A 23,376-nucleotide genomic window follows, 5' to 3' on the forward strand; every position below is an offset into this window, starting at 1 on the left:
ATAAAAAATGACGAAAAATCTTACACAATCTCAAAATCAAAAGCCGAAAAAGCATTATTCGGTTCTGCCGTTCCGTGACGGTGGCGAGACGGCAGCGCCCGCACTGGATTACGTTGGCTTAAGCTATAGCGATGTATTTAAGTGTTATGAAACGCCTGTGAATCGCTTTGCGTTGGCGAAATTGCCGTATCAAAACGCTCAACACTGTGGCATTTTAAATAGCCGTGCAAATATGATCGCAGCGGGCTATAAACGAGGGGCGCTTAGCTTAATGGATATGCGAGCGTTGGTGCTTAACTTGATTCAGTTCGGCGATGTGGGCTTGCTTAAATTACGCAATGCGTTTGGTAAAGTCGTTGGGTTGCACGTGCTGTCATCGCTCTATCTGCGTAAGCGTAAAGATGGAGGGTATCGCTATATTGTGCGTAATTCGATTTATGACACGTCGTTCAACGAAGAAATGGACTTTAGCGAGAAAGATGTGATTTTTATCCGCTTGTATGACCCCGCTCAGCAAGTTTACGGCTTGCCTGATTATTTGGGCGGTTTGCAGTCTGCCTTGCTGAATAGCGATGCAACTATCTTCCGCAGACGCTACTATAAGAACGGGGCGCATATGGGCTTTATTCTTTATACAACTGACCCCGACATGGATGAGGAAATTGAAGATGAACTCGCTGAAAAGATCGCAAATTCGCGCGGCGTGGGTAACTTCCGTTCAATCTTTCTTAATATTCCAGGGGGCGACCCTGACGGCGTGAAAGTGATTCCGATCGGCGACACGGGCAAAAAAGACGAATTCGGCACAATCAAAAATATTTCGGCCCAAGACGTTCTGACTGCACACCGTTTCCCCCCTGGCTTAAGTGGTATTATTCCGACCACAGGTAGTTTTGGCGACCCCTTAAAAATTCGGGAAGCGTATCAGTCGGACGAAGTTTTCCCGATGCGAAATTTGATTGCTGATGCAGTAAATTCAGACCGTGAAATTAGTGGCGAGTTACGATTAATCTTTGAGGAAATTGCAAGTAATAACAACGAAAAATAATATTATTTTTCATTTTTATTTTGTGGCGATATCGTAGCGAGAAATGCTACACTATCGCCGTATTTTTATAAGGGGATTTTATGGCAAGAAACTGCAAAAAACATTGTTCAGTGTGCGCAAGCGTGGCACGTATTCAGAAAACGGTAAAAATCGCAGACGGATTAAGTCAGCATTATATTTACTGCACTAACCCCGATTGTGGGAGAGTATGGACGGAAAATGTAGAATTTGCGCACGAAGTGCGTAAGTCGAAGCTACAAGAAGATAATTTCGATCAGCTTATTAAAGCGTTACCGCACGAAGCGGTCAAAAAATTGAGTTTAGCTTGCAATTCGTATCTTGCTAAAGCATAGTAAAAAAGCCCGCAACTGCGGGCTTTTTTTTAGCTGTGAGCGAATACACGTTCGGTCGCAACTTGAGCAAGAAAACCACTGCGGGTTTTATACTCAGGATTTTGAGCTACTAATTCGTCAATTTTGCGAATTAATAATGACGGTAGGGTTACATTGATTTTTTCAGATTTACCCATTAAGTGGGTTAAATCCACTTCCACGCCTGAGAATAATAACCCTTGATATTCTGGATTATCTAAGTGCTCTTCAAGCTCGTGCGGTTGTGGAATCTCGTCTCCGTCTTCTAGCATTCCTTCAATATGGAAGGCGATTGCTTCTTTTACATTATGTAATGCTTCAGCAAAGGTATCACCTGCAGAAAAACAACCTGGAACATCTGGAACGGATACCACATAACCATCACTGACTTTTTCTAAACAAACCACATAAAACATTTATCTTCCCTCATTAAATTTTATATTTATCAATCTATTTTATCTAAAAACTTATACATTAAAGGGGGCTTACGCCAGCCCCGCTTGTTTCTTAATACTTTTTTCTAAATGCCCCAAATCTTTTCGTGGGTGTGGTATGGTGACCGTACCTTTTTTTGTGGGGTGTTTATACTGATGATGACTGCCTTTTACTCGGTCTAAATACCAGCCATCGGCTAGAATCATTTTGATTGCTGAGTGACTATCCAACGTTTCCTCCATATCGGTTGCTTATGTGGTAATGATAACCCCAATAACTCTCTATGTCAAGAGTTATCGGAGTTATTTTTTTTAAATATATCAACTTACTGCTTCTTAGCCTGCTGTAACTCTCCCTTTCTGCGTACATCATCAATAGAGACGTAGCGTGAGCGGACCTTTTTATCTCGGCTTTTCCACTTTCGTTCATTGAATAGTACGAACATCTGCGGTTTATTATTGCCCTTCATCTCTTGCCTTGTGGCGTTGTGGATAAACGGCAAGCGCCCTTTTGTGATGTAAACAATATCGGAGGCGTGTTGCACGCACATATCGAACCAGCGTGTAGAGTTATCTACGTTTAATAACATCACTACGGTTTTACCTTGTTTCGATTGTGCGATCGCCTTTTCTACGAATGGAAGCGGGTTAGAGTAGGGCGGATTCAGCCAGCAGTGCTGAGCGTTCCATTCGATTTCTAGTGCGTTTTCTTGTTCGCTGATAAATCGCTTGCATTTCGTATTATGTTCTGATGCTGCGCAATCTAGCTCAAATTGCGGTAAATCGAACCAATGCTCAGCAAAATAAAATGCCCACCACGGCGTAGCCCATTTGTCTTTGTCTTCTGCTGCCGTGTTTGATTTAATCGTCATTTGAATTTTCCTTTTTGCATTGTTTAACACTTCTAGATCCTAAAAATGCTAAGGTAATAAAAAAGCCTAGTGTTGCTAAAAAATAATAACCAAAATAAGCAAATACACATGCGCCGATAAGCTCAGTATAGAAACCTTGTTTTATTCTATTTTCTGAAAAATAGGCGCTGGGTTTACTGAAAATACTGAAAAGACAGAGAATATTCATTACCCAGAAGAACCATAAAAACGCATTAATTAATTGTGAATTTTCAAAAATATTGGCATAAATAAATACGCCTAAAATAATTGAATCAATAATTAGTTTTTTGATAGAGAAATTAATAATCATAAATCCGCCTCTTTCACAAACACCCCATCAATCATACGACCTTTTCTATCCTTTATTTCTTGCCAAGCCAAATATAAACAACTTTCTAAATTCATTTCTTTATTAAGAGCCAACTTATTTAGAAAATATACTATTTCATAAAAATTAGAATAAACCTCGTTTATATGGTAAATACCATTTCTGAATATAATTAATTTAGATAAATTACCCAAAACACCGGCTAATCTCATACAAATAAATTCATTATTTTCAGTTGAACAATCTGAATCAACCAAAGCCTTGTCAATAAACCATCTACTAGCTTTTATTTGGCAAGCTAATATAATAGTAACTACAAGACAATCGCCAATACTATCTTTAATCACTTCAGGTTTATTCTTTGCCACGCCTGCACACAACTCGCCAAATTCTTCCATCAATTTTAAGAATTGTTTTTGCGGTGTTGAACCTGCAATCAAATTACGGTCTTCGGCCCATTGTTCAATATTTTTAATTAATTCTTTCATTTTTCCCCCTAATTATTAAAACGGAATTTCATCATCAAAAGTCGGCTGCGGTTGTTGCGCTTGTTGAGCCTCTTTCGCTTCCTCGTCTGTCATTACGTGTGCATTTGCTACCGGTGCGGGGGCGCTTGCGGTGGATGCGCTTTGTTGGACGTCTTTCTTACCGCCTAACATTTGCAAACTGCTTGCGATGATCTCCGTCGTATAGCGTTCTATGCCTTGGTTATCGGTCCATTTGCGGGTTTGTAACTTGCCTTCTATCTACACGTTGTCGCCTTTGCGTAAGTAGTCGCTCGCTATTTTTGCTAAGCGACGCCATAGCACAACGCTGTGCCATTCTGTACGCTCGATTTTTTCGCCTGTGCGTTGGTCTTGCCAGCTTTCGCTGGTTGCAATGCTTAAGCGGGCGCATAGTTTTTCAATGTCCGCTTCATTGTTTAATTTTGGGTCTGCACCCAATCGACCAATCAAGATCACTTTATTAATACCTGCCATAGTTTCTCCATGTTTTAGTTGTAGATAATCTCCACGCCGTTAAATTGGGCGCGTACGTTGTTAAATAAAATAATGGTTCCGCCTTGTAAGAGGCTCATTTCTCGGTAACTGTTTAAAAAGCGTTCTGGTATGCCTTGCAATTTCAGCGCATTTTTTAACCGCTTGTGCGCTTCAGCGTGTTGTTCCAGATATTGCGCTACCGTTTGACTCACACTTGTGCCGCTTTCACCCTGTGGAGCCTTGCTATCACTAGGGTTACAGTTATTGACACAAGTCCGAGCGGGGCTTGCGCCCCGTGTTGTTTGAGCTTCAACCGCTGGTGCGGTTGAAGTCTTTTTAGGTTGAATTCGGACTTGGTACGATTTAAGACGGGTTTTGATGAATTTCACGTCTTCCCCTTCTACCTGCGCAAGTACATTGCGCACGCCGATGATTTTCTTGGTTGTATCGCCGAATTGATTCTCACCTGTTTCAATGTAATGCGCTTTCACGGGCGCTGAACGTAGTGAACCCTGCGCTTGTTTTTCCATGTAAAGCGCATATTCCGCCATGTCTGCGGCGATGAATAAATCTTCCATCAGCTTGTCACCCTCAACTTGTGCGAATACGCAACGTCTGAGTTCTCGCCAAACGCTGATTGAGCCTACGCCGAAGAATTGGAACTGGCGAATACCCCACAAGCTTGCCCATGCTTTGACTCTGCGGGCGTTGTCGTTGATGTTGAGATCGGCTTCATCCGCCTTGAGCGTTAAGCCTAAATCCAACTCGGGTGTACTTTCGGTTTCAAAATCAGAAAATCCCCCGATGTTCTTAGAGATATATTTCGCAATGTAGGCGGTTGCACTGCCTTTGGTTTTATCGCATTTTTCTACTTTACTGCGGTGCTCCGCTGCACCTCGTTCGTCCCCGTCTAACTCTAGGGCTTTTTTGGTGAATAACTCGGTCACTTCGTCGATGTATTGGCTTTCCACGTAAACCAGTAAATGCCAGTGCGGGGTGGCGTCGTGGTGCGGTTCTGCCACTCGCATGCCTTTGAAGGCAATTTTGCGTTTTGCTAAAAGCGCACGGAATTGCGCCCACACTTTTACAAGGTAGGCTTGTGTATTACGTGGGCTTGTGCCTTTCCACTTGCGGTTATTCTTTCCGCTGTTGTGCATAGCGTGAAATGATGAGGGTGCAGTGAGTGTAAGAAAGAGGGCTTCGTGGTTCTTTTCTTCTGCCCATTCTTCAATACCTCTTAAGGTGTTCATCATTTCATAGCGGCGGATACGTGGGTTGCTGTTTGATTTAAACCACATATCAAACAGTTCTACCTGCTCTTCTTCGTTTTCTACGTTTACCAGTATGCTGTTTTTGAGAAATTCGACCGCTTGTTTCTGTGCTCGGTCGTAACACTTCGCTGCGGTGTTTGAGACGTACACGCCTGCGTGCTTATGCACTTCACCGCAAGCGATACGGATATGTTCTAATAAGCGTTTTTGCTGAATGCGGAACTGTTTGAACCAGTATTCCGCCTCGGCGATTTTACGTAGTGCTACGCCCATGCTCAGTGCTTTGGGGGCTTTGCATGATTCGATACAGTGCTGATAGCTTTCCCAGTATGGGAATTCAAAGCCTGCTTGCTCGCACATTTCGCCGCATTTAACATAAATGCGCTCCATTACAAGGTGAGCGTTTTCTGGCGTTGGTTGTTCGTCATTGAGTGCTAATGCTTCAAAGAATGCGGCTTGAGCGTGCCCGAACACGCCTGCCACGTCGTCTGCCAGTTGTTTGAGTTTGCGCTCGCTGAGCAAATAAAACGGCAATAGCGCCTCGCCCGTTTCCGTGCGTTGCGCTTTGTCGTAATCTCGCTCAAAGTCGAACATGAAGAGGTTCATGTCTGAACGAGTTTGCTCTATTGCCCACTGGTATTTGTGTTTCAGCGTTTCTGAAAGAATGTCTAGGTTTAAGTTGTATTGCGGGAAAACTTTGCTTAAACGTTCGTTTACCAGTGTGCTGACCCGCTGTTGCAGATAGTCGTTTGCATTGCGAATGCGATCACAAACGGGAATGAGTCTGCCTTGCTCGTCTTGCGCATGGCGTTTGAGGGCATTGAGATAAATGCGGCGAAATTGATTTTGCTGTGATTTGGTTGGTAAGGCTTTGAGTAAGCGCTCAACATCTGCGTACACGTATTGCGGTACACTCTCAAATAACTCTAATTGCGTTTCGTGGGCGGTGTAATCTTGGTGAAATGGCTTGATGTAGGCTTTTTCTACGTCTGCCTGTGTGAATGTGTGGTTTGGTTCGCCTTGAATTGGATAATCTGGCGTTAAACCTAATTCTGTACGCTCTGTGCGTGATAAGAATTGCGCTTCAAGCTGCGCAATAGATAAGCCGTGAAGGGTTGGAACTCTCGCTTGAGTCTCTGCAACGTAGGGGGATTGCTCTTCAAGGTTAAATTCCAACACTTCACGGCTCATTTTATGTCTCTTTGTTATCGAATGGTTGTGGTTAGTTTTAAGTTTGCGTTGCTGTCTGAATGTTTTATGGCTGTGCCTATTTCGTGTTTCCACTTATCCATAATGTAGGCAAACGCCTGTTCAAAGGTGGCTTTGTCTAATTTCAGCTCATCACCTTGGTACACGCTAAACAGGGGGGTAGGGTTTACTGGGCTGTCGATCACGTGGCTTCGTACCAGTTTTAAATTTCTTACGTAAATTAATGCCATGTGATTGTTCTTTTTAGTTTGTTAAGTTGGGTTAAGTATTTATATGCTTCATCGGCAAAGTAGTAATAGCGTGTTTGGTCTTGTGGGTTGCCTGTTCTGCTAAATCTTGCTGAGTAGCTATTGCAGTTATGTTTAGCGACCGATAGTTTGATTTCTAACTGTGCGATTTCTCTTCTTTTTTGCTGTTGCGTTTGTCTTGCCATGTTTAACCTGCCAATGCTGCGCTACGTTGTTGTAATCGTTGGAGTGTTTTTTGTGTTTGCACTCTGCTTTTGAATTTTTTGAAATCTTGTGTTTGCTGTAAGTAGAGCCTGCGCAAGCTTGTTGCGTCGCCCTCGACAATCACGCCCATTTCTTTGTATTTTTTCACCCGTTTGCGTGCCGCTTCTAAACCTGCTCGGATTGCTGGGTGTAATTGCTCTTCAATGCTTTTCATCATTACCGCCTAATAAGGTTTTTCTAATGCTTCTTTCCAGAGTAGCGCTACGTTGATCATACGGTTGCCTTTGCCAAGTTCGATGGTGGGGAGTGCGCCTTCTTCTACGCGTCTTTGCACTGTTCTAATAGATACGTTCATCTGCTTAGCGAACTCTTGATAACTCATCATCGGCAGCGTAGGGCCTAAGTTGATAATGGTTTGAGCTTGTTCCTGCATGCTAACCCCCGAAAATTAAGTGATGAAAAATAAATAACCCTGCGGTCAGTGCTGCCATAAAAGCGGCTACGATAATGAGGGCATCAATAATTAAGTTAAGCGTTTTGTGCATCTTTTAACGCCTCGCAAATTTCTCTAATCGTTACTTTTCCTTCGGTTGCTTGCTCGATGCTTAGTAGATGCTTTCCGTCAATGCCACCACCTTTTAGCCATTTTTTTACTGCGGTATGACTAACACCACATAACTCCGCTAACTTGGCTTGACTACCTACCAAATTAACTGCTTTTGCAATTTCTCTATTCAAATTAACCTCCATAGTAACTTTTGTTTCTATTGATGGCTCGGATTATAGAAACTTTAATTTCTATTTGCAAGTGCATTTAGTAATTTTTATTTTGTTGTTTTTGCGAAACTTTAGTTTTATTCTTTTAACATTAGATTCTTTTTGAGGTAAAAAAATGGAAACTTTAGCTAGTAGACTGAGTTGGGCTATGAAGATGAAAGGCTTAAATATCAATTCATTAGCAACTTTAGTAGGCATAACCCGACCAGCAATGGCAAAGATAGTAGAAGGGCAAACTTTAGAGCCTAAAAAAATTTTTGAAATTGCAAGTTCACTTGGAGTGCCTATTGAATGGTTAAAAACTGGTGAGGGTAATCTGCCTGATTTTGCAAATTTACCGGCAAATTCGACCGCTTGCGAAACTAAGCTTGAGGAAGAAAGCGGTATTCGCCTTGAGGTGTTAGATGTGTTTGCTTCGGCGGGAAATGGGGCTTTTGTTGGGGATTTAGCAGAATTGACGCACGCTGTTGAATTTGACCCAACTTATTTTATGCAGGTTTTCCAGCGCACCAACAGTCAAGGGCTTGCGATTATCAATGTGACGGGCGATTCCATGGAGCCGACTATCTGTAGCGGTGATCTGCTGTTTGTTGATACAAATAAACCGATGTACCAGGGCGATGGTATTTATGTCTTTAGCTATGGCGAGATGCTTTATGTTAAGCGCTTACAGTTAGCGGGCGAGAAGCTACTTGTGATTTCTGATAATAAATTTTATCAGCCGTGGGAAGTGACAAAAGAGAATGAGGGAAAACTTACTATTCATGGGAAAGTGGAGTTTTCTCAGATGAAGGTTAAGAAGTTGGGGTAGAGAGATGAAGTTCATAAGAAATTTAATGCTATTAACGAGTATTGTATCACTTAATGCAGTTGCTGAAATTCCTCCATCCAAGAAAGAAGTATATTCACCGCTATTGGTTTCTGGTGGTTTTACGAAGAATAATAAACCAGCATTTACTATTGTGTTTGGGGATAGTAGTCAGAATGCGTTTGGCTTAACAATGACTTGCGAGCAATTTAGAAAGATGCCGTTAAAAAGTGTAACGTTTGAAGAAAAAGCTAATTCTCCAGTAAGTCTGCGTTATACGAGCGAGGACACTAAAGAAACGTTTATGCCGTCAGAAAACCATAACACGTTTATTCGTTTGCAATTTACAAAGCATGACTTCAAGAAAAAACAGATTGCGTTTTATGTTGATGGAATGCTGTTAAACATAAATTCAATGAATAAAGTAGCTGTTCCAGCTTACTTTGTTGAATTTACAAAGGCTGATTTTGATAATTTTAAACATGATTGCAAATAATTATGGGTGTTCGTAAAGATGAAAGCCGTGGGCGTTGGTTGGCTGAGGCTTATATTAGCGGCAAGCGTGTGCGGAAGTGGTTTAACAGTAAGGCAGAAGCGAATCGATATTTTACTGCGCTGAAGGCTGAAAATAGCCCGCTTGCGCAGAAAGTGATTGTGAAGATGGAGCAGTCGCCGTTATTGTCTGAGCTGATTCAATTATGGTATGAGTTGCACGGTCGGTCATTGCGAAATGGCAATCGCTTGTTAAATCGTTTGGGCTACATGGCTGAGGCAATGGGGAATCCGTTGGCAAAAGATGTATCGGCTTCGATGTTTGCAGAATATCGCGCTAGACGGCTGAATGGCGATGTGACGTTTTGGCGTTATCGTGAGCAAGTAAAGGAATCGACCGTCAATAATGAGAAAGTTTTGCTCGGTGGCGTGTTTAATGAGTTAGAGCGTTTAGGCAAGTGGAGCGGTGGCAATCCGCTGAAAAATGTGCGTAGCTTTAAAGTGCGTGAACGTGAAATTGTATTTTTGTCGAATGATGAAATTAAGCGTTTATTGCACGTGATTGATAACTATAAATTCTCGCCTGACCTTAAAATTGTGGTGCGCTTGGCTTTGGCAACGGGGGCGAGATGGTCGGAAGTGGTGAATCTTACTCGTTCACAAATCATTCCGTATAAAGTGACTTTCCCGAACACGAAAAACGGTAAAGTGAGAACTGTGCCTATTTCTAAAGAACTGTATGAGATGATTCCCGATAAAAGCGGGCGGTTGTTTACGGCTGAGATGACGGCTTTTGCGAAAATGATTAAGAAAGCGGGTATTGTGCTGCCAGAGGGGAAAAATACGCATATTTTGCGCCACACTTTCGCATCGCACTTTATGATGAACGGTGGAAATTTATTGGTATTGCGTGATATTTTGGGCCATTCTGATATTACGATGACGATGCGTTATGCGCATTTTGCGCCTTCGTTCTTGGAATCGGCGGTTACGCTAAATCCGCTCAGCAATCTCTAAAATGTGGCGATAAAGTGGCGATCGCTTGGTGTTGTTTTGTCGCTTTTTGTCTTTAATTGTCGTTTTGATGATTGTCGGAAACCGTTGATATATCTAGAATCCCAGTATTTTCAATGCTTTACGGAAGTGATTTTAGATTATTTGTTAAAATCACGCCTAATTTTGTTGAAAAGGAAGAAAAAATGAAGATAAGTTTAATTGTTGCCAGAACCTTAAATCATGTGATTGGTAAAGAGAACCGAATGCCATGGAATTTACCGGTGGATTTGGCTTGGTTTCGACAAAATACGCTAGGTAAGCCGGTGATTATGGGGCGCAAAACCTATGAATCTATCGGGCGACTTTTACCGAAACGGCCGAATATTATTTTGTCGCGTTCAGGATTTTGTGTGGAAGGGGCTTATATGGCGGAAAACTTTGCGCAAGCGGTCGAATTAGCCGAAACTTTTGCAAATACGGATGAGATTATGGTAATCGGCGGCGGCGAGTTGTTTAAACAAACAATTCCGCAAGCGGACAGACTTTATTTAACGGAAATTCAGGCTGAAATTGAGGGCGATACGCTGTTTGAGTTTGACGAATCAAATTGGCGGTTATCCGAAGAAAAATGGTCGGAAATTGACGAACAAAACGCCTATCGTTGCCGCTTTATGATTTTAGAGAGAAAATAAAACGCTTATTTTATAAGCAAATAATTAATCTTTACAAAACGCAAACCTTTGCATTTCTATTGCTTAAACACAAAATAAAAAAGAAAGCGTACAATCGGTTCGACAATTTTATTTAAAGGAGTAAATATGGATTACGTTGAACTGCTAGGTTATGCGGCAATGGGATTTGTCGGTTTATCTTTTGTATTAAAAGATGTGATTAAGCTCCGGTTGATTAATGCGATTGGTTGCGTACTGTTTGTGATTTACGGCTTTTTTATCGGTTCCGTTCCGGTAATGGTGATGAATTTATTTGTGGCGTCACTGAATTTTTATTTTGTCTTTAAAAATCGGCATAAACCATAAGAAATCAATTCGTAAGATTTTAACTAAAACAGACCGCTTATCACGGTCTGTTTTTGTATTATAGATTGCCGAGGATATCCAGTGCGTCGCTTAGTTTCTTAACGGTAAAGACTTCCATACCTTTAATCGGTTTTTTAGGTGCGTTGCCGTGAGGAATAATCGCACGTTTAAAACCGTGCTTCGCCGCTTCGCTGATACGTTCTTGACCGCTCGGTACCGGACGAATTTCTCCGGCTAATCCCACCTCGCCGAATACGACCAAATCTTGCGGTAGCGCATGATTTCTAAAACTGGAAATTAACGCCAAAATTAGGGCGAGATCGGCACTGGTCTCGGTCACTTTTACCCCGCCGACCACATTGACGAACACATCTTGATCCGACATTTGCAAACCGCCGTGGCGATGTAACACCGCAAGTAAGAGCGATAAACGGTTGTGATCCAAACCTACGGCGACACGGCGAGGATTAGCCAACATCGAATGATCGACCAACGCTTGAATTTCGACTAATAACGGACGGGTTCCTTCCCAAAGCACCATCACGGAACTGCCTGGCGTTTGTTTATCGCTACGGCTGAGGAAAATCGCGGAAGGATTTTTTACTTCTCGTAAGCCTTGCTCGGTCATGGCAAATACGCCCAATTCATTGACCGCACCGAAACGGTTTTTCTGGCTGCGTAAGGTACGGAATCGAGAGTCCGATTCGCCTTCCAGTAAAATCGAGGCGTCAATACAGTGTTCCAACACTTTCGGACCGGCAAGCGTCCCGTCTTTGGTTACGTGTCCGACCATAATAATCGCTACTTGCCGTGTTTTCGCATAGCGAGTTAAAAACGAAGCACACTCCCGCACTTGCGAAACGCTACCGGGAGAAGATTGAATATCGGCAAGGTGCATGACCTGAATTGAGTCGATTACCATAATTTTCGGCTTTTCTTGGTCGGCGATATTACAAATATGCTCGACCGAAGTTTCTGAAAGCATCTTGAGATTGTCGGTCGGTAAGCCTAAACGATTCGCTCTCATCGCCACTTGTTGTAGGGATTCTTCACCGGTCACGTAAAGGGTCGGCAAATCTTTAGACAAACCGCACATTACTTGTAAAAGCAGAGTGGATTTACCGGCACCGGGATGGCCGCCGATTAAAATTGCCGAACCCGGCACGACACCGCCGCCCAGTACGCGATCCAATTCATTAAAGCCGCTGCTAAAACGAGGCACTTCTTGTAAGCTGATTTCGGATAAGGTTTGAACTTTACCTGAGGTTTCGCCGGCATATCCGCTGAAGCGGTCGCTTTTTGTTGCTTCTTTACTCGAGATAAGTCTAATTTCACTCACGGTATTCCAAGACTTACATTCTTTGCATTGCCCCATCCAGCGAGAATATTCCGCGCCGCAATCATTACATACATAAGCTGTTTTTGGTGCTTTAGCCATTTTGACCTCTGAATTTGTTAAAACGATATAATCATAGCAAAAGATACTGAGTAAATAAACAGTTATAAATATTCTGTTTTTGCGATACGGATCGCAGAAGTCGGTCATCTTACTGGTTAGAGAAAACAAATTATTGCAGACTGTTTAGTAAGCAGATCTTAGATATGATAAGGAGAGGGATATGCAAAAACTAAGTCTTATTCGACCGCTTACTAACGCGTTTACTTTAATTGAATTGATGATCGTGATTGCGATTATTGCCATTTTAGCTACGGTTGCGATTCCGTCATATAACAGTTATACCCAAAAAGCGGCGCTTTCGGAGCTATTGGCGGCATCGGCTTCTTATAAAACGGATGTCGAGATCTGCATATATAACACCGGAGATTCTAAAAACTGTAGCGGCGGTCAAAACGGTGTCAGAAAAATGACGGAGCTTAGACAGGCTAAATATTTAAATACCATTACGGTGGAAGGCGGAACGATTACGGTAACGGGGAAAGGGAATCTACAGGAATACGGTTATACGATGACACCGATTCATAACGGTAGCACTATTTCTTGGGAAACGAAATGTAAAGGGGAGGACTTAAGTTTATTTCCGGCAAATTTCTGCGTATCAAATTAAATTTTTCGGAGCAAGATATGCAGTATTCCGTATGTGATGTAAACAATCGGCAAGTATTCCGGATCTCCGAGGAACAGTGGCAAAAAAATTATGATGAACGTCATATCTTATTACGTTATCTCACCGTACCGCTTAGGGAAGACGAACAAACATTATGGCTGGCAATCGATGATACGAATAATCTCAGTGCTTGCGAGATTTTTGCTTTTCTTACGCATAAGCGGATTGAGCCGGTATTGGTCTCTTCCGAAGAATTGAAATACCTGCTCGGGCAATTAATGCCGGAACAACAATCGGTATATGACGAAACGGAATTACCTTATCAACCTTTAGCACAAGCGCAGCATTCGGATGTTAATGATCCGATTATTCAAGTGTTGGACAGCCTGTTTAAATACGGTTTAAAACATAATGCTTCGGATATTCATTTAGAACCGCAAAAAGACAAAATGTTGATTCGATTACGTATCGATGGCGTGTTACATCCGTATAAATCATTTTCTCTCCAACTTGCCAATCGACTTATTTCTCGCATTAAATTATTAGCTAAACTGGATATTAGTGAATCCCGTCTTCCGCAAGACGGGCAATTCGGTTTTAAGACAATCTTATCCGAAACATTGGATTTCCGTGTTTCGAGTTTACCGACTTATTGGGGCGAAAAAGTCGTTTTACGGCTACAAAAAAATAAACCGACGCATTTTGATTTTACTACGTTGGGCTTCTTGGCGGAGCAGAAGGAAAAGTTGTTGCGGGCATTGCGGCAACCTCAAGGATTAATATTAGTTACGGGACCGACCGGCAGTGGTAAAAGTATTACCTTATATAGTGCGTTGGATTATTTAAATGACAGTAAAAGGCATATTTTGACCGCCGAAGATCCGATAGAAATCGAACTTGAAGGCATAATCCAAACGCAAATAAACCCGGCGATAGATTTAGGGTTCAGCCGGCTATTAAGAACGTTTTTACGACAAGATCCGGATGTGATTATGTTAGGTGAAATTCGAGATCAAGAAAGTGCCGAAATTGCATTAAGTGCGGCACAAACCGGGCATTTAGTGCTTTCGACCTTACATACCAATGATGCGCCTTCGGCAATCGAACGCTTATTGCAGCTCGGTATCAAAGAATATGAAATCAATAATTCGTTATTACTTGTCGTGGCGCAACGTTTAGTTCGTAAATTATGTACCGAATGCGGCGGAAAAGGCTGTAAACATTGTTATCACGGCTACAGAGGCAGAATCGGCGTTTATCAACTGTTTTCAAAAAATGGAAAAATTTTTGAGAAATCGACCGCTTGTTTGGATTTTGAAAACTTATATCAAAGTGCGCAACAGAAATTTAAGACGGGAATCACTTCATTAGAAGAAATCGAGAGAGTGTTAGGTCATGTTGAAAGTGTATGAATTTCATTGGAAAGCTAAAAATCGTTTTCAACAACTTCAAAAAGGGAAAGCGTTAGCTTGTCATCGAACGGAATTGGAACGGCGTTTATTAGCAAAAGGCTATTCACAGATCCGTATCCAACGTAATTTTCGTTTTGTCACACAGGCTTCTTCAGAATCGATTACTCAAGTAATTAAACAGTTGGCGCTTTTATTGAATTCTGCAGTCCCTTTAAAACAAGCGCTGAATATGTTGTTAGAAAATACTTATCATATTCGGATCTATATGTGGCTAAGTGATTTAAACCGTTTGATAGAATCGGGTTATACAATGTCGTCAAGTTTAACCAAACTGAATTTATATTTGGCGAAATCGGAAATACAGCTGGTACGGATTGGCGAACAAAGCGGACGATTAGGCGAAATTTTGCAAAATATCGCGGTAAATCGCTATCAAACCGAAAAATTACATAAGAAAATAAAAAAGATAATGTTTTATCCTGTCGTCACTTTGATTATTTCCGTTGCGCTTTCTCTCGCCATGCTCCTTTTTATCGTGCCGCAATTTATCGAGCTGTATTCCGGTAGTGAAAAGCCGCTTCCTTTAATTACACAAATGCTATTTACATTATCGCACTTCTTACAACATTCTTTATTACAGGTAACGATAGTCAGTTTATTAGCGGTCGGTTTTTTCCGTTTTTTTGCAAAAAAATATCGATTTTTAACCGCTATAAAAAACGGGATGTTAAGTGCTTTGCCTATTTTTAATAAGATAGTCGAAAACGTTCGTATAGTATTTTTTAGTCAAAATCTCGGCTTGATGCTAAAAGCGCATATTCGGCTGGAAACGGCGTTAAATACCTTTCTTGCTACACAATCGCAAGATTTGAGGTTACAAAAAGAGATAGAAAATATTTTAGCTCAATTAAAACAAGGTTATCGCTTTTCCGAAAGTATTAATGCGAGTGTGTTCGGTATTCAAGTAGTACAAATGCTTGCCATTGGAGAACAGAGTGGGAATGTAGCGCAGATGTGTAGCTATATCGGGGAGTTATATCGACAACAATTGGATGATCAGGTTGACCTGTTATCGCAGCTACTCGAGCCGATCTTAATGCTGATTATCGGATTAATTATCGGTACGGTTTTGATCGGATTATATTTACCGATTTTTGATTTAGGCGGACTAGTCGGAGGCGGTTAGTGACAATAGCGCAATTCGTTATCGTAATGAGTTCTCCGATTTTCGCATGGTGGTGTAAGCGAAGTATTCCTCAATTTGCAGAATATATTAATCGGCAAATTTACTCTGAATATTCGACGTTATTACCTATAGCATACAGCTATCAAGATTTTCGCAATGCTTCAAATTTACAGCCGAAATATAAATGGTGGGGCAATCTTTTTTATATCGTTTTTCCTCTGCTTGCTTTTGGAATTGCTGATCCCGTCGTTGCGTTGCTACTGATGATTTTATGCTTTCTATCGGCTTTAGATTATTGTTATTACTTAACGGATATTCGCTATGTTGCTGCAGTCTTTGTTTTGGCATTATTACGTTCGGTGGAAATAGCTTATCAAGAAAGTCTGCTTTTTTGCTGTCTTTTCTTTGGTATGCTGGGTTTATGCTCTCATTTAATCTTTAAAAAAGAAATATTGGGAAGCGGAGACAGTTTATTGTTTATCGCTCTCTCGCCCTTATTCTCATTGGAAGACGTTTTTCTTTTATTATTGATCGCTTCCTTTTCCGGTATCGCGTTTTATCTGTTCTATTTCTTAGTGATGAAAAAAACACTTAAAAAATTACCCTTTATTCCTTTTATTAGCTTTTCGACTTTCGTGCTAATTATTGATAAAATTTATATCTAATGGTTAGTATGGGAATTACAAATGAGCTATGTAGTCGGTTTAACCGGTGGAATCGGAAGTGGCAAAACGACAGTCGCAAACTTATTTGCCGAACTCGGGGTGCCGTTAATTGATGCGGATATTGTTGCACGCCAAGTGGTTGAAAAGGGCTCTCCGCTATTGAGCAAAATTGCCGAGCATTTCGGCGATGAGATTTTAACCTCGCAAGGTGAACTGGATCGAGCCAAGTTACGCCAAATCATCTTCCGACAGGAACAAGAGAAAATATGGTTAAATAATTTGTTGCATCCGGCCATTCGCCAAGAGATGTTAAGCCAAATACAAGCCTGTTCCGAACCATATTTATTATTTGTGGTGCCGCTACTGATTGAAAATAACCTTACTGAATTTTGTGACCGAGTAATCGTGATTGATGTAGAGCCTGCTATTCAGCTGGAACGAGCAACCAAGCGAGATCAAAGTAAGGTTGAAACGATTAAAAGCATTATGGCATCACAAGTTAGCCGAACAGAGCGACTGCGTTATGCCGATGATGTGATTGAAAATAATTTACCGTTGGAACAGGGGCTTGAGCGTATAAAAACACAAGTCTTCGCCTTACACCAACAGTATTTAGATTTAGCAAAAGATAAGGAAAGCGAATGTCAGAAACTATCGTAAATTGTCCGACTTGCAATCAAGAAGTGATTTGGAAGCCGGAAAGTAAATATCGTCCGTTTTGTAGCGAACGTTGTCAATTGATCGATTTGGGTGAATGGGCAAATGAGGAAAAGCGTATCGCTGCTGTTGAAAATGATGTGATGACTTCTGATTTAGAAGGGCGTTATTAATCGGTAACTTTAACGGAAGCTATGGTAAATTTATCATGAAATTTAACCGCTTGTAGTCGCTTCCGTTTTTATTTCTCTTCAAAATAGGCGGAAAAGCGTTCTAATTCCAACCAAATCTCATCACTGAATTCTTGTTTTACTTGCTTTTCTAATTCTGCCAAGAGTTGAATAAGTTGATACAATTTTTTATACGTTAAGCGTTGCACTACTGCTTGATAAAAAGGACGACGATTTTGCCAGACCTTCAAGCGGTCAAATTCCGCACGTAAATTACCCATATATAACGGCTGATTGCTATTTTGCACCGGTTGCGGAGAGCGAGTAATTTCTAGTAACACCAGTAGTTCTTTTTGAATAATACGTAACAAGACAACCGGCTGAACTTCCTCATTTTGTAGGTGTTTTAAAATGCGTTCCGCACGGGCAATTTTGCCTTCTAACAGTGCATCAATCCATTGAAACGGTGAGAATTGCGCAGATTGTTCTACCACTTCTTTAGCGCGAGCCAGTGAAATTCTTCCGTCGGTAAAACGGAGTTGTAGCATTTGTAACGCTTGTTTTAGTGCCAATAAATTTCCTTCATAACTATAACAGAGTAGTTGCACCGCTTCTGGTTCAATCTGCAATTCCATCGTCTTGGCTCTATGTGAGAGCCAAGTCGGTAATTTAGCTATTTCCGGAGTTTGGCAATTGACTTGCACCGTTTGCGCTTCGATTTGTGTGAACCATGCTTGTTTTTCTATTGCCTTACTGAATTTCGGTAAGCAGAGAATCAGCAATAGATCCGGATGGCTAAAACGGCATAACTCCGCAACATTTTTCATTTGTGCTGCAGTTGGCGCTTCCGGCAGGTTGAGAATAATAATTTGGCGGTTAAAGAACAAACCGTTTGATTGTGCCGCCTCAAACAGAGCTTCCCATTTTGTATCATTTGCAATACTGACTTCTTGTTTCTCATCGAAATCCGCTAAACGAGCGGCTTGCACGATGTGATCTTTACTTTCGTTAATCAGTAGAAGATCATTGCCTGTCAGTAGATAGAAAGGGGAGAGGCTTTTAGATAAAAGGTTAGGAAGTGCTTCAGGGAAAACTTTTTGCATATTGAAAACCACGGATTACACGGATAAACACGGATTACCTGCTTGTAAAAAAGTGCAAGATTTAACCGCTTGTTTGCGTGAAATCCGTGTTATCTGTGGTTAATGAATTACTTAGCTTGATTTAATTCTTTATGTAAACCAGCCATTTTGATAATTAATTGGCGAGAAGCTTGCTCATACATATCTTTCATAATCGTTTCTTGTTCCGCCGATTTTGCCAATGCGGCACGAGAGTCATCAAAGAAAGTACGGTGAACGGAAACTTCTAACGGATATGCACCTTTTTTCGGTACATCAACAATCGCCTGTACATTCAATGTCAGTAATTTCTCCGCTTCGCGCGCTTGTTTAAACACCGAAACGACTTTACTGCCGCTTGATGCACCGACAAGGCGTAATTTAGCGACGCCTTCCGTTGCGGAAACTAATTCTACATCGTTAAGTTGTAATTGATGACGTAAAGTACGTGACATATCACTATGCTGATCGGCGCTTTCAAAAGTCAGTGTACGTAAGTCCTGCGGCAATACTTCATTGTTTTTGAAATGCCAGCCACAAGCGGTTAAACCGAGAACGGCTAAAAGAGAGAGTTTTTTTAACATTGGGAACTCCAATCAAAATAGGGTTGTAGAGAAGTGCTACATATACTCATTTCCGTAATATTCACAATAAAGGGCGAACATAGTTCGCCCCTACGGTTATTAGGCTTTTACTGCAAAACTTAACATCTTATACGGTACATAGATTTCTTTCACGATTTCTATGCCTTCTAAGAATTTCGCTACGTTGGCATCCGCTTTCGCAATCGCTTTGACTTCATCTTCGGTTGCTGTTGCCGAAACGGTAACTTTACCACGAACTTTACCGTTTACTTGTACCACAACTAATTTTTCGTCTTCAACCATTGCTGACTCATCTGCAACTACCCATGGCGCAAAGTCAATCGTATCGTTATTACCTAGCGCTTGCCATAACTCGAAGCAGATATGCGGCGTAATCGGGTAAAGCATACGAACTACCGCACTTAATGCTTCCGCCATTACCGCTTTATCTTGATCGTTTTCAAGTGGTGCTTTCGTCAGCTTGTTCATCAATTCCATAATCGCCGCGATTGCGGTGTTGAATGTTTGACGGCGACCGATATCATCAGATACTTTCGCGATGGTTTTGTGTACGTCACGGCGAAGTTCTTTTTGTGCTTTGCTTAATGCGGCTACATCTAATGCTGCTGTCGCAGGATTTTGATTGTATTCATACACTAAATTCCACACACGACCTAAGAAGCGTTTTGCCCCTTCCACACCTGACTCTTGCCATTCAAGCGTCATTTCTGCCGGTGAAGCAAACATCATAAATAAACGTACTGTATCCGCACCGTATTTTTCCACCATTTCTTGCGGGTCGATACCGTTATTTTTCGATTTCGACATTTTGGTCATACCACTGTGAACTAACTCACGACCTTCAGGATCAGTCGCCTTGATAATGCGGCCTTTTTCATCACGTTCTAACGTCACTTGTGTTGGGCTAACCCAAATACGCTCGTTAGTCGGGCTAGTGTAGTAGAATGCATCAGCAAGCACCATACCTTGACATAAAAGTTTAGTTGCCGGTTCATCGGAGTTCAAAATACCTGCATCACGTAACAATTTGTGGAAGAAGCGGAAATAGAGCAAGTGCATTGTTGCGTGTTCGATACCGCCGATATATTGATCCACCGGTAACCAGTAGTTTGCCTCGTCAGAATTTAACATCCCTTCGTGATATTGCGGGCAAGTGTAGCGTGCGTAGTACCAAGACGATTCCATAAAGGTGTCGAATGTATCGGTTTCTTTTAGCGCTGGTTTGCCGTTGTAAGTGGTTTTTGCCCACTCAGGATCAGCTTTGATCGGGCTTTGTACACCATTCATTACTACGTCTTCAGGCAGAATCACCGGTAAATCTTGCATTGGTACGGTAACCACTTCGCCGTCTTCGGTAGTCATCATTGGAATTGGCGCACCCCAGTAACGCTGACGAGACACACCCCAGTCACGTAGACGGAAGTTTACTTGGCGTTTACCTACGCCCATTGACTCTAATTTATCGGCAATCGCATTGAATGCTTGGTCAAAATCTAAACCGTCAAATTCAGCTGAATTGATCAATTTACCGTGCTCGGTATAAGCGGCTTTTGAGAAATCCCATTCAGCACCGTCAAGCGGTTGAATTACTTGATTAATTTGCAAACCGTATTTTTGAGCAAATTCAAAGTCACGTTCATCGTGTGCAGGCACAGCCATTACTGCACCTGTACCGTAGTGCATTAATACGAAGTTAGCAACCCAAACCGGTACTTCTTTACCTGTTAGCGGGTGGATAGCGAACAGGCCTGTCGCCATACCTTTTTTCTCCATTGTTGCTAATTCTGCTTCGGCAACTTTGGTGTTTTTCGCTTCACGAATAAATTCTGCAAGTGCAGGATTATTTTCTGCTGCCATTTCGGCTAATGGGTGAGCTGCAGCAACCGCTACATAGCTTACACCGAAGAACGTATCCGGACGAGTAGTGTAAACCGGTAATTCAGCATTTGAACCGGCGATTTTGAAGGTAATTTCAACCCCTTCAGAACGACCGATCCAGTTACGTTGCATAGTTTTTACTTGATCAGGCCACTGTGGAAGATTATCTAAGTGATTTAATAATTCTTCTGCGTAGTCAGTAATTTTGATAAACCATTGTGGGATTTCACGCTGTTCCACAGGCGTATCGCAACGCCAACAGCAACCTTCGTGAACTTGCTCGTTTGCAAGCACGGTTTCATCATTCGGACACCAGTTTACTGTTGATGTTTTTTTATACACTAAACCTTTTTTATAAAGTTCAGTGAAGAACCATTGTTCCCATTTATAGTATTCCGGACGGCAAGTGGTTACTTCACGATCCCAGTCGTAAGAAAAGCCCAACATTTTAAGCTGACCTTTCATATACTCAATGTTTTCATAAGTCCATTTTGCCGGTGCAGTGTTATTTTTTACCGCCGCACCTTCCGCCGGTAAACCGAAAGCGTCCCAACCCATTGGTTGTAACACGTTTTTACCAATCATACGTTGATAACGAGAAACCACATCACCGATTGTATAGTTACGTACGTGACCCATATGCAATTTACCTGATGGATACGGCAACATTGAAAGGCAATAGTATTTCTCTTTTGTTACATCTTTAACCGCTTTAAAAACTTTATTTTCTGCCCAGAATTGCTGAACTTTAGGCTCAATTGCACTTGGGTTATATTGTTGTTGCATAAATTTTAACCTTTGAATCTTATCGAAAAAAATTACTGTTAGCATACCCTAAAAACGACTTTTTTTGAATGGCAAGCGGTTGGATTTTAGGGATTTTTTGCAAGTGAAAGAATTTATCCGAAAGTAAAAAAGTAATTTGTAGGAAACGTATTTTATTTTGTGACAACTGTCAAAAAATAGAAGTTTTGTTTTTGCTTTTTATTTATCTAACGGGATAATGAGAACAAATCGAATATATAGGAGAGTCGATATGAAAAATATGTTGTTAATGAGCGGATCCAAATATAAGGATACGGCTTATCTAGTACATACATTACCGTGGTTAGCGCAATTCTTAGCAGATTATAAAGGTAAGAAAGTCGCTTTCGTACCTTATGCGGGAGTACGTCGTTCTTTCGATGAATATGAAACGACCGTACAAAACGCATTGCAATCTTTAGATGTTGAAATCGTATCGGTGCATCGAGGTAAACAACATCGCGATATTATCGAACAAGCGGATGTAATCGCAATTGGCGGCGGTAATACGTTTTGTTTATTGAAGCAAATGTATGAGCATGACTTATTGGATGCCATTCGAGCTAAAGTCAATAGCGGAACGCCTTATTTCGGCTGGAGTGCCGGTGCGAATGTCGCAGGCAGTTCGATTATGACTACCAATGATATGCCGATTACTTACCCGCCGTCTTTTAATGCGTTAAATCTCTTTCCACATCAAATTAATCCGCACTTTATTTCCGGCAAAATGCAAGGGCATAACGGCGAAAGTCGAGAAGAGCGTTTAGAAGAATTTTTAATCGTTAATCCGCAATCTTTGGTTTATGCAATGCCGGAAGGTACCGCATTACATATTCAAGGCGAACAAGCGACCGTACTCGGTGCACAAGATATTCTCTGTTTTAGTGAAAAAATGCAGCTTGATACGAAAGCGGTAAATTCAACATTTAACTACTAAGGAATTTGTTATTACCCACGTGAATTTAGGTATGGCGGTAGCGATTGCTGGGTAATGATTGTTTATGCAGGGGGGACAATGGTCAGTCCGGTTGAGATGGTAAAACGTACCGCACCCAGTATGATTTTAGCAACGTTATTTTTAGCGTTGTTTATGTTGTAATGTAGTAATAAAAAAATAGGTAGTCTGAACTTGCCAAAAATTAACAAATTCAGACTGCTTTTAGTAGTACAAGAATTCGCTTAGATAGCTATATTAATTTTTTAATACTTGTTTGGAAGTCTTTTAATTCTTTTTCACTTCCATTTTCCTTAATTAGTTTTTCTAAAGATTCTATTTGCGAGGCTTTTTTCTTTTTATAAGGTGTTAATATGTCTATAACAAAAGCTATTATTAATAAAATAATCAAAGAGCCTAATGTTGTAAAAATGAGTATAAAAATGGTATTTTCTTTATGAGCTTTTGAAAATAGATAATATGGTTGAGAGCCAATAGTATTCTCAGTTGTAACGGATATTTTATCTATAGAGTATGCACTTATATATAATGGTTCTTGAATGACTAATATAGATATCTTGTTTTCTGTATTCTGCCTTAGGGAAGGTGCAGTAAATCGAATTTCATCATTAAAAATATCTAATTTTAAATCTCTGCTGTTAACCCAATTTGAATAAATTACTGGAAATAGTCCTACTATAATTCCTGTGATTAAAGAAATTATCGTCTTTTGCATATATAACCTTAAAATAAATAGATGCAGTCTAAAAAGACTGCATCTA

General features: G+C 41.1%; 30 protein-coding genes and 2 pseudogenes. 15 read left to right on the plus strand and 17 right to left on the minus strand.

Features of this window, described 5'->3' with window-relative positions; all coding sequences use genetic code 11:
* The first annotated feature begins 7 nt into the window (after nt 1-7).
* Nucleotides 8-1,048: a phage portal protein gene (locus tag DY200_RS02050; protein ID WP_115586727.1), complete on the plus strand. Its 1,041-nt coding sequence runs from the start codon at nt 8-10 to the stop codon at nt 1,046-1,048.
* Nucleotides 1,049-1,128: 80 nt separating this feature from the next.
* Nucleotides 1,129-1,401, plus strand: a complete 273-nt coding sequence (locus DY200_RS02055; RefSeq protein WP_115586728.1) for a hypothetical protein — start codon at nt 1,129-1,131, stop codon at nt 1,399-1,401.
* Between the two features lie 29 nt (nt 1,402-1,430).
* Here DY200_RS02055 and DY200_RS02060 read toward each other — a convergent pair whose 3' ends face one another.
* The 12 genes and pseudogenes from DY200_RS02060 to DY200_RS02115 form a co-directional block, all read right to left on the minus strand.
* Nucleotides 1,431-1,835 (minus strand): type II toxin-antitoxin system HicB family antitoxin, encoded by a 405-nt coding sequence (locus DY200_RS02060; protein ID WP_115586729.1) that lies wholly within the window; start codon nt 1,833-1,835, stop codon nt 1,431-1,433.
* A gap of 69 nt (nt 1,836-1,904) precedes the next feature.
* Nucleotides 1,905-2,096, minus strand: a complete 192-nt coding sequence (locus DY200_RS02065; protein ID WP_172539908.1) for a type II toxin-antitoxin system HicA family toxin — start codon at nt 2,094-2,096, stop codon at nt 1,905-1,907.
* A gap of 83 nt (nt 2,097-2,179) precedes the next feature.
* The gene (locus DY200_RS02070; RefSeq protein WP_115586730.1) at nt 2,180-2,725 is read right to left on the minus strand and encodes a phage N-6-adenine-methyltransferase; all 546 of its coding nucleotides are present in this window, start codon (nt 2,723-2,725) and stop codon (nt 2,180-2,182) included.
* Nucleotides 2,715-3,056: a hypothetical protein gene (locus tag DY200_RS02075; protein WP_115586731.1), complete on the minus strand. Its 342-nt coding sequence runs from the start codon at nt 3,054-3,056 to the stop codon at nt 2,715-2,717. Before DY200_RS02075 ends, DY200_RS02070 begins: the two co-directional genes overlap by 11 nt.
* Nucleotides 3,053-3,562, minus strand: a complete 510-nt coding sequence (locus DY200_RS02080; RefSeq protein ID WP_115586732.1) for a MazG-like family protein — start codon at nt 3,560-3,562, stop codon at nt 3,053-3,055. Before DY200_RS02080 ends, DY200_RS02075 begins: the two co-directional genes overlap by 4 nt.
* A gap of 15 nt (nt 3,563-3,577) precedes the next feature.
* Nucleotides 3,578-4,054: pseudogene (gene ssb / locus DY200_RS10770) on the minus strand (single-stranded DNA-binding protein).
* Between the two features lie 14 nt (nt 4,055-4,068).
* Nucleotides 4,069-6,516: a replication endonuclease gene (locus DY200_RS02090; RefSeq protein ID WP_115586733.1), complete on the minus strand. Its 2,448-nt coding sequence runs from the start codon at nt 6,514-6,516 to the stop codon at nt 4,069-4,071.
* 14 nt (nt 6,517-6,530) lie between these two features.
* Nucleotides 6,531-6,764: a hypothetical protein gene (locus DY200_RS02095; protein WP_115586734.1), complete on the minus strand. Its 234-nt coding sequence runs from the start codon at nt 6,762-6,764 to the stop codon at nt 6,531-6,533.
* Entirely contained in the window at nt 6,755-6,967 is a 213-nt protein-coding gene (locus tag DY200_RS02100; RefSeq protein ID WP_115586735.1) for a hypothetical protein, read from the minus strand. Before DY200_RS02100 ends, DY200_RS02095 begins: the two co-directional genes overlap by 10 nt.
* A gap of 2 nt (nt 6,968-6,969) precedes the next feature.
* Complete coding sequence (locus DY200_RS02105; protein ID WP_115586736.1) at nt 6,970-7,200, minus strand: hypothetical protein; 231 nt, start codon at nt 7,198-7,200, stop codon at nt 6,970-6,972.
* A 9-nt stretch (nt 7,201-7,209) separates the two neighbouring features.
* Nucleotides 7,210-7,419, minus strand: coding sequence for a MerR family transcriptional regulator (locus tag DY200_RS02110; RefSeq protein ID WP_115586737.1), 210 nt, complete (start codon nt 7,417-7,419; stop codon nt 7,210-7,212).
* Nucleotides 7,420-7,514: 95 nt separating this feature from the next.
* Nucleotides 7,515-7,724, minus strand: coding sequence for a Cro/CI family transcriptional regulator (locus tag DY200_RS02115; RefSeq protein WP_244924174.1), 210 nt, complete (start codon nt 7,722-7,724; stop codon nt 7,515-7,517).
* A gap of 154 nt (nt 7,725-7,878) precedes the next feature.
* Here DY200_RS02115 and DY200_RS02120 point away from each other — a divergent pair, with 154 nt between their 5' ends.
* The 5 genes from DY200_RS02120 to DY200_RS02140 all read left to right on the plus strand — a co-directional run bounded on the left by DY200_RS02120 (nt 7,879) and on the right by DY200_RS02140 (nt 11,096).
* A complete protein-coding gene (locus tag DY200_RS02120; RefSeq protein WP_115586739.1) occupies nt 7,879-8,574 on the plus strand; it encodes an XRE family transcriptional regulator in 696 nt (231 codons plus the stop codon).
* A 25-nt stretch (nt 8,575-8,599) separates the two neighbouring features.
* Entirely contained in the window at nt 8,600-9,067 is a 468-nt protein-coding gene (locus DY200_RS02125) for a hypothetical protein (RefSeq protein ID WP_115586740.1), read from the plus strand.
* Nucleotides 9,068-9,069: 2 nt separating this feature from the next.
* The gene (locus tag DY200_RS02130; protein ID WP_115586741.1) at nt 9,070-10,080 is read left to right on the plus strand and encodes a phage integrase; all 1,011 of its coding nucleotides are present in this window, start codon (nt 9,070-9,072) and stop codon (nt 10,078-10,080) included.
* A 182-nt stretch (nt 10,081-10,262) separates the two neighbouring features.
* Nucleotides 10,263-10,751: a type 3 dihydrofolate reductase gene (folA, locus tag DY200_RS02135; RefSeq protein WP_115586742.1), complete on the plus strand. Its 489-nt coding sequence runs from the start codon at nt 10,263-10,265 to the stop codon at nt 10,749-10,751.
* Nucleotides 10,752-10,877: 126 nt separating this feature from the next.
* Nucleotides 10,878-11,096, plus strand: coding sequence for a YgjV family protein (locus DY200_RS02140; RefSeq protein ID WP_115586743.1), 219 nt, complete (start codon nt 10,878-10,880; stop codon nt 11,094-11,096).
* 58 nt (nt 11,097-11,154) lie between these two features.
* Here DY200_RS02140 and radA read toward each other — a convergent pair whose 3' ends face one another.
* Nucleotides 11,155-12,534, minus strand: a complete 1,380-nt coding sequence (gene radA, locus DY200_RS02145) for a DNA repair protein RadA (protein WP_115586744.1) — start codon at nt 12,532-12,534, stop codon at nt 11,155-11,157.
* 181 nt (nt 12,535-12,715) lie between these two features.
* Here radA and DY200_RS02150 point away from each other — a divergent pair, with 181 nt between their 5' ends.
* Genes DY200_RS02150 through yacG form a run of 6 tightly spaced genes read left to right on the plus strand, consistent with a single transcriptional unit; the run spans nt 12,716 to nt 17,255 of the window.
* Nucleotides 12,716-13,162, plus strand: coding sequence for a prepilin-type N-terminal cleavage/methylation domain-containing protein (locus tag DY200_RS02150; RefSeq protein ID WP_115586745.1), 447 nt, complete (start codon nt 12,716-12,718; stop codon nt 13,160-13,162).
* Nucleotides 13,163-13,179: 17 nt separating this feature from the next.
* Complete coding sequence (locus DY200_RS02155; RefSeq protein WP_115586746.1) at nt 13,180-14,574, plus strand: GspE/PulE family protein; 1,395 nt, start codon at nt 13,180-13,182, stop codon at nt 14,572-14,574.
* Complete coding sequence (locus DY200_RS02160) at nt 14,558-15,760, plus strand: type II secretion system F family protein (protein ID WP_115586747.1); 1,203 nt, start codon at nt 14,558-14,560, stop codon at nt 15,758-15,760. The genes DY200_RS02155 and DY200_RS02160 overlap by 17 nt, the downstream gene beginning before the upstream one ends.
* Before the next feature lie 26 nt (nt 15,761-15,786).
* A complete protein-coding gene (locus DY200_RS02165) occupies nt 15,787-16,425 on the plus strand; it encodes a prepilin peptidase (protein ID WP_115587966.1) in 639 nt (212 codons plus the stop codon).
* A 21-nt stretch (nt 16,426-16,446) separates the two neighbouring features.
* Complete coding sequence (gene coaE, locus DY200_RS02170; RefSeq protein WP_115586748.1) at nt 16,447-17,085, plus strand: dephospho-CoA kinase; 639 nt, start codon at nt 16,447-16,449, stop codon at nt 17,083-17,085.
* Nucleotides 17,067-17,255: a DNA gyrase inhibitor YacG gene (gene yacG, locus DY200_RS02175; RefSeq protein ID WP_115586749.1), complete on the plus strand. Its 189-nt coding sequence runs from the start codon at nt 17,067-17,069 to the stop codon at nt 17,253-17,255. Before coaE ends, yacG begins: the two co-directional genes overlap by 19 nt.
* Nucleotides 17,256-17,323: 68 nt before the next feature.
* Here the strand turns inward: yacG and holA are convergent, their stop codons facing one another.
* The 3 genes from holA to leuS all read right to left on the minus strand — a co-directional run bounded on the left by holA (nt 17,324) and on the right by leuS (nt 21,642).
* On the minus strand, nt 17,324-18,355 hold the full coding sequence (gene holA, locus DY200_RS02180; RefSeq protein WP_115586750.1) for a DNA polymerase III subunit delta: 1,032 nt from the start codon (nt 18,353-18,355) through the stop codon (nt 17,324-17,326).
* A 107-nt stretch (nt 18,356-18,462) separates the two neighbouring features.
* Nucleotides 18,463-18,957, minus strand: coding sequence for an LPS-assembly lipoprotein LptE (locus DY200_RS02185; RefSeq protein ID WP_115586751.1), 495 nt, complete (start codon nt 18,955-18,957; stop codon nt 18,463-18,465).
* A gap of 99 nt (nt 18,958-19,056) precedes the next feature.
* On the minus strand, nt 19,057-21,642 hold the full coding sequence (leuS, locus tag DY200_RS02190) for a leucine--tRNA ligase (RefSeq protein WP_115586752.1): 2,586 nt from the start codon (nt 21,640-21,642) through the stop codon (nt 19,057-19,059).
* Nucleotides 21,643-21,892: 250 nt separating this feature from the next.
* On the opposite strand from leuS, the gene pepE reads away from it, so the two are divergent.
* A complete protein-coding gene (pepE, locus tag DY200_RS02195) occupies nt 21,893-22,597 on the plus strand; it encodes a dipeptidase PepE (protein WP_115586753.1) in 705 nt (234 codons plus the stop codon).
* A 1-nt stretch (nt 22,598) separates the two neighbouring features.
* Nucleotides 22,599-22,759 (plus strand): annotated as a pseudogene (locus DY200_RS10895) (C4-dicarboxylate transporter DcuC); the annotation flags it as partial.
* Nucleotides 22,760-22,847: 88 nt separating this feature from the next.
* On the opposite strand, the gene DY200_RS02200 reads toward DY200_RS10895, so the two are convergent.
* On the minus strand, nt 22,848-23,330 hold the full coding sequence (locus DY200_RS02200) for a hypothetical protein (protein WP_115586754.1): 483 nt from the start codon (nt 23,328-23,330) through the stop codon (nt 22,848-22,850).
* Nucleotides 23,331-23,376 lie beyond the last annotated feature (46 nt).

This window comes from Actinobacillus lignieresii (genome assembly GCF_900444945.1).
GTDB classification, from domain to species: Bacteria; Pseudomonadota; Gammaproteobacteria; order Enterobacterales; family Pasteurellaceae; genus Actinobacillus; species Actinobacillus lignieresii.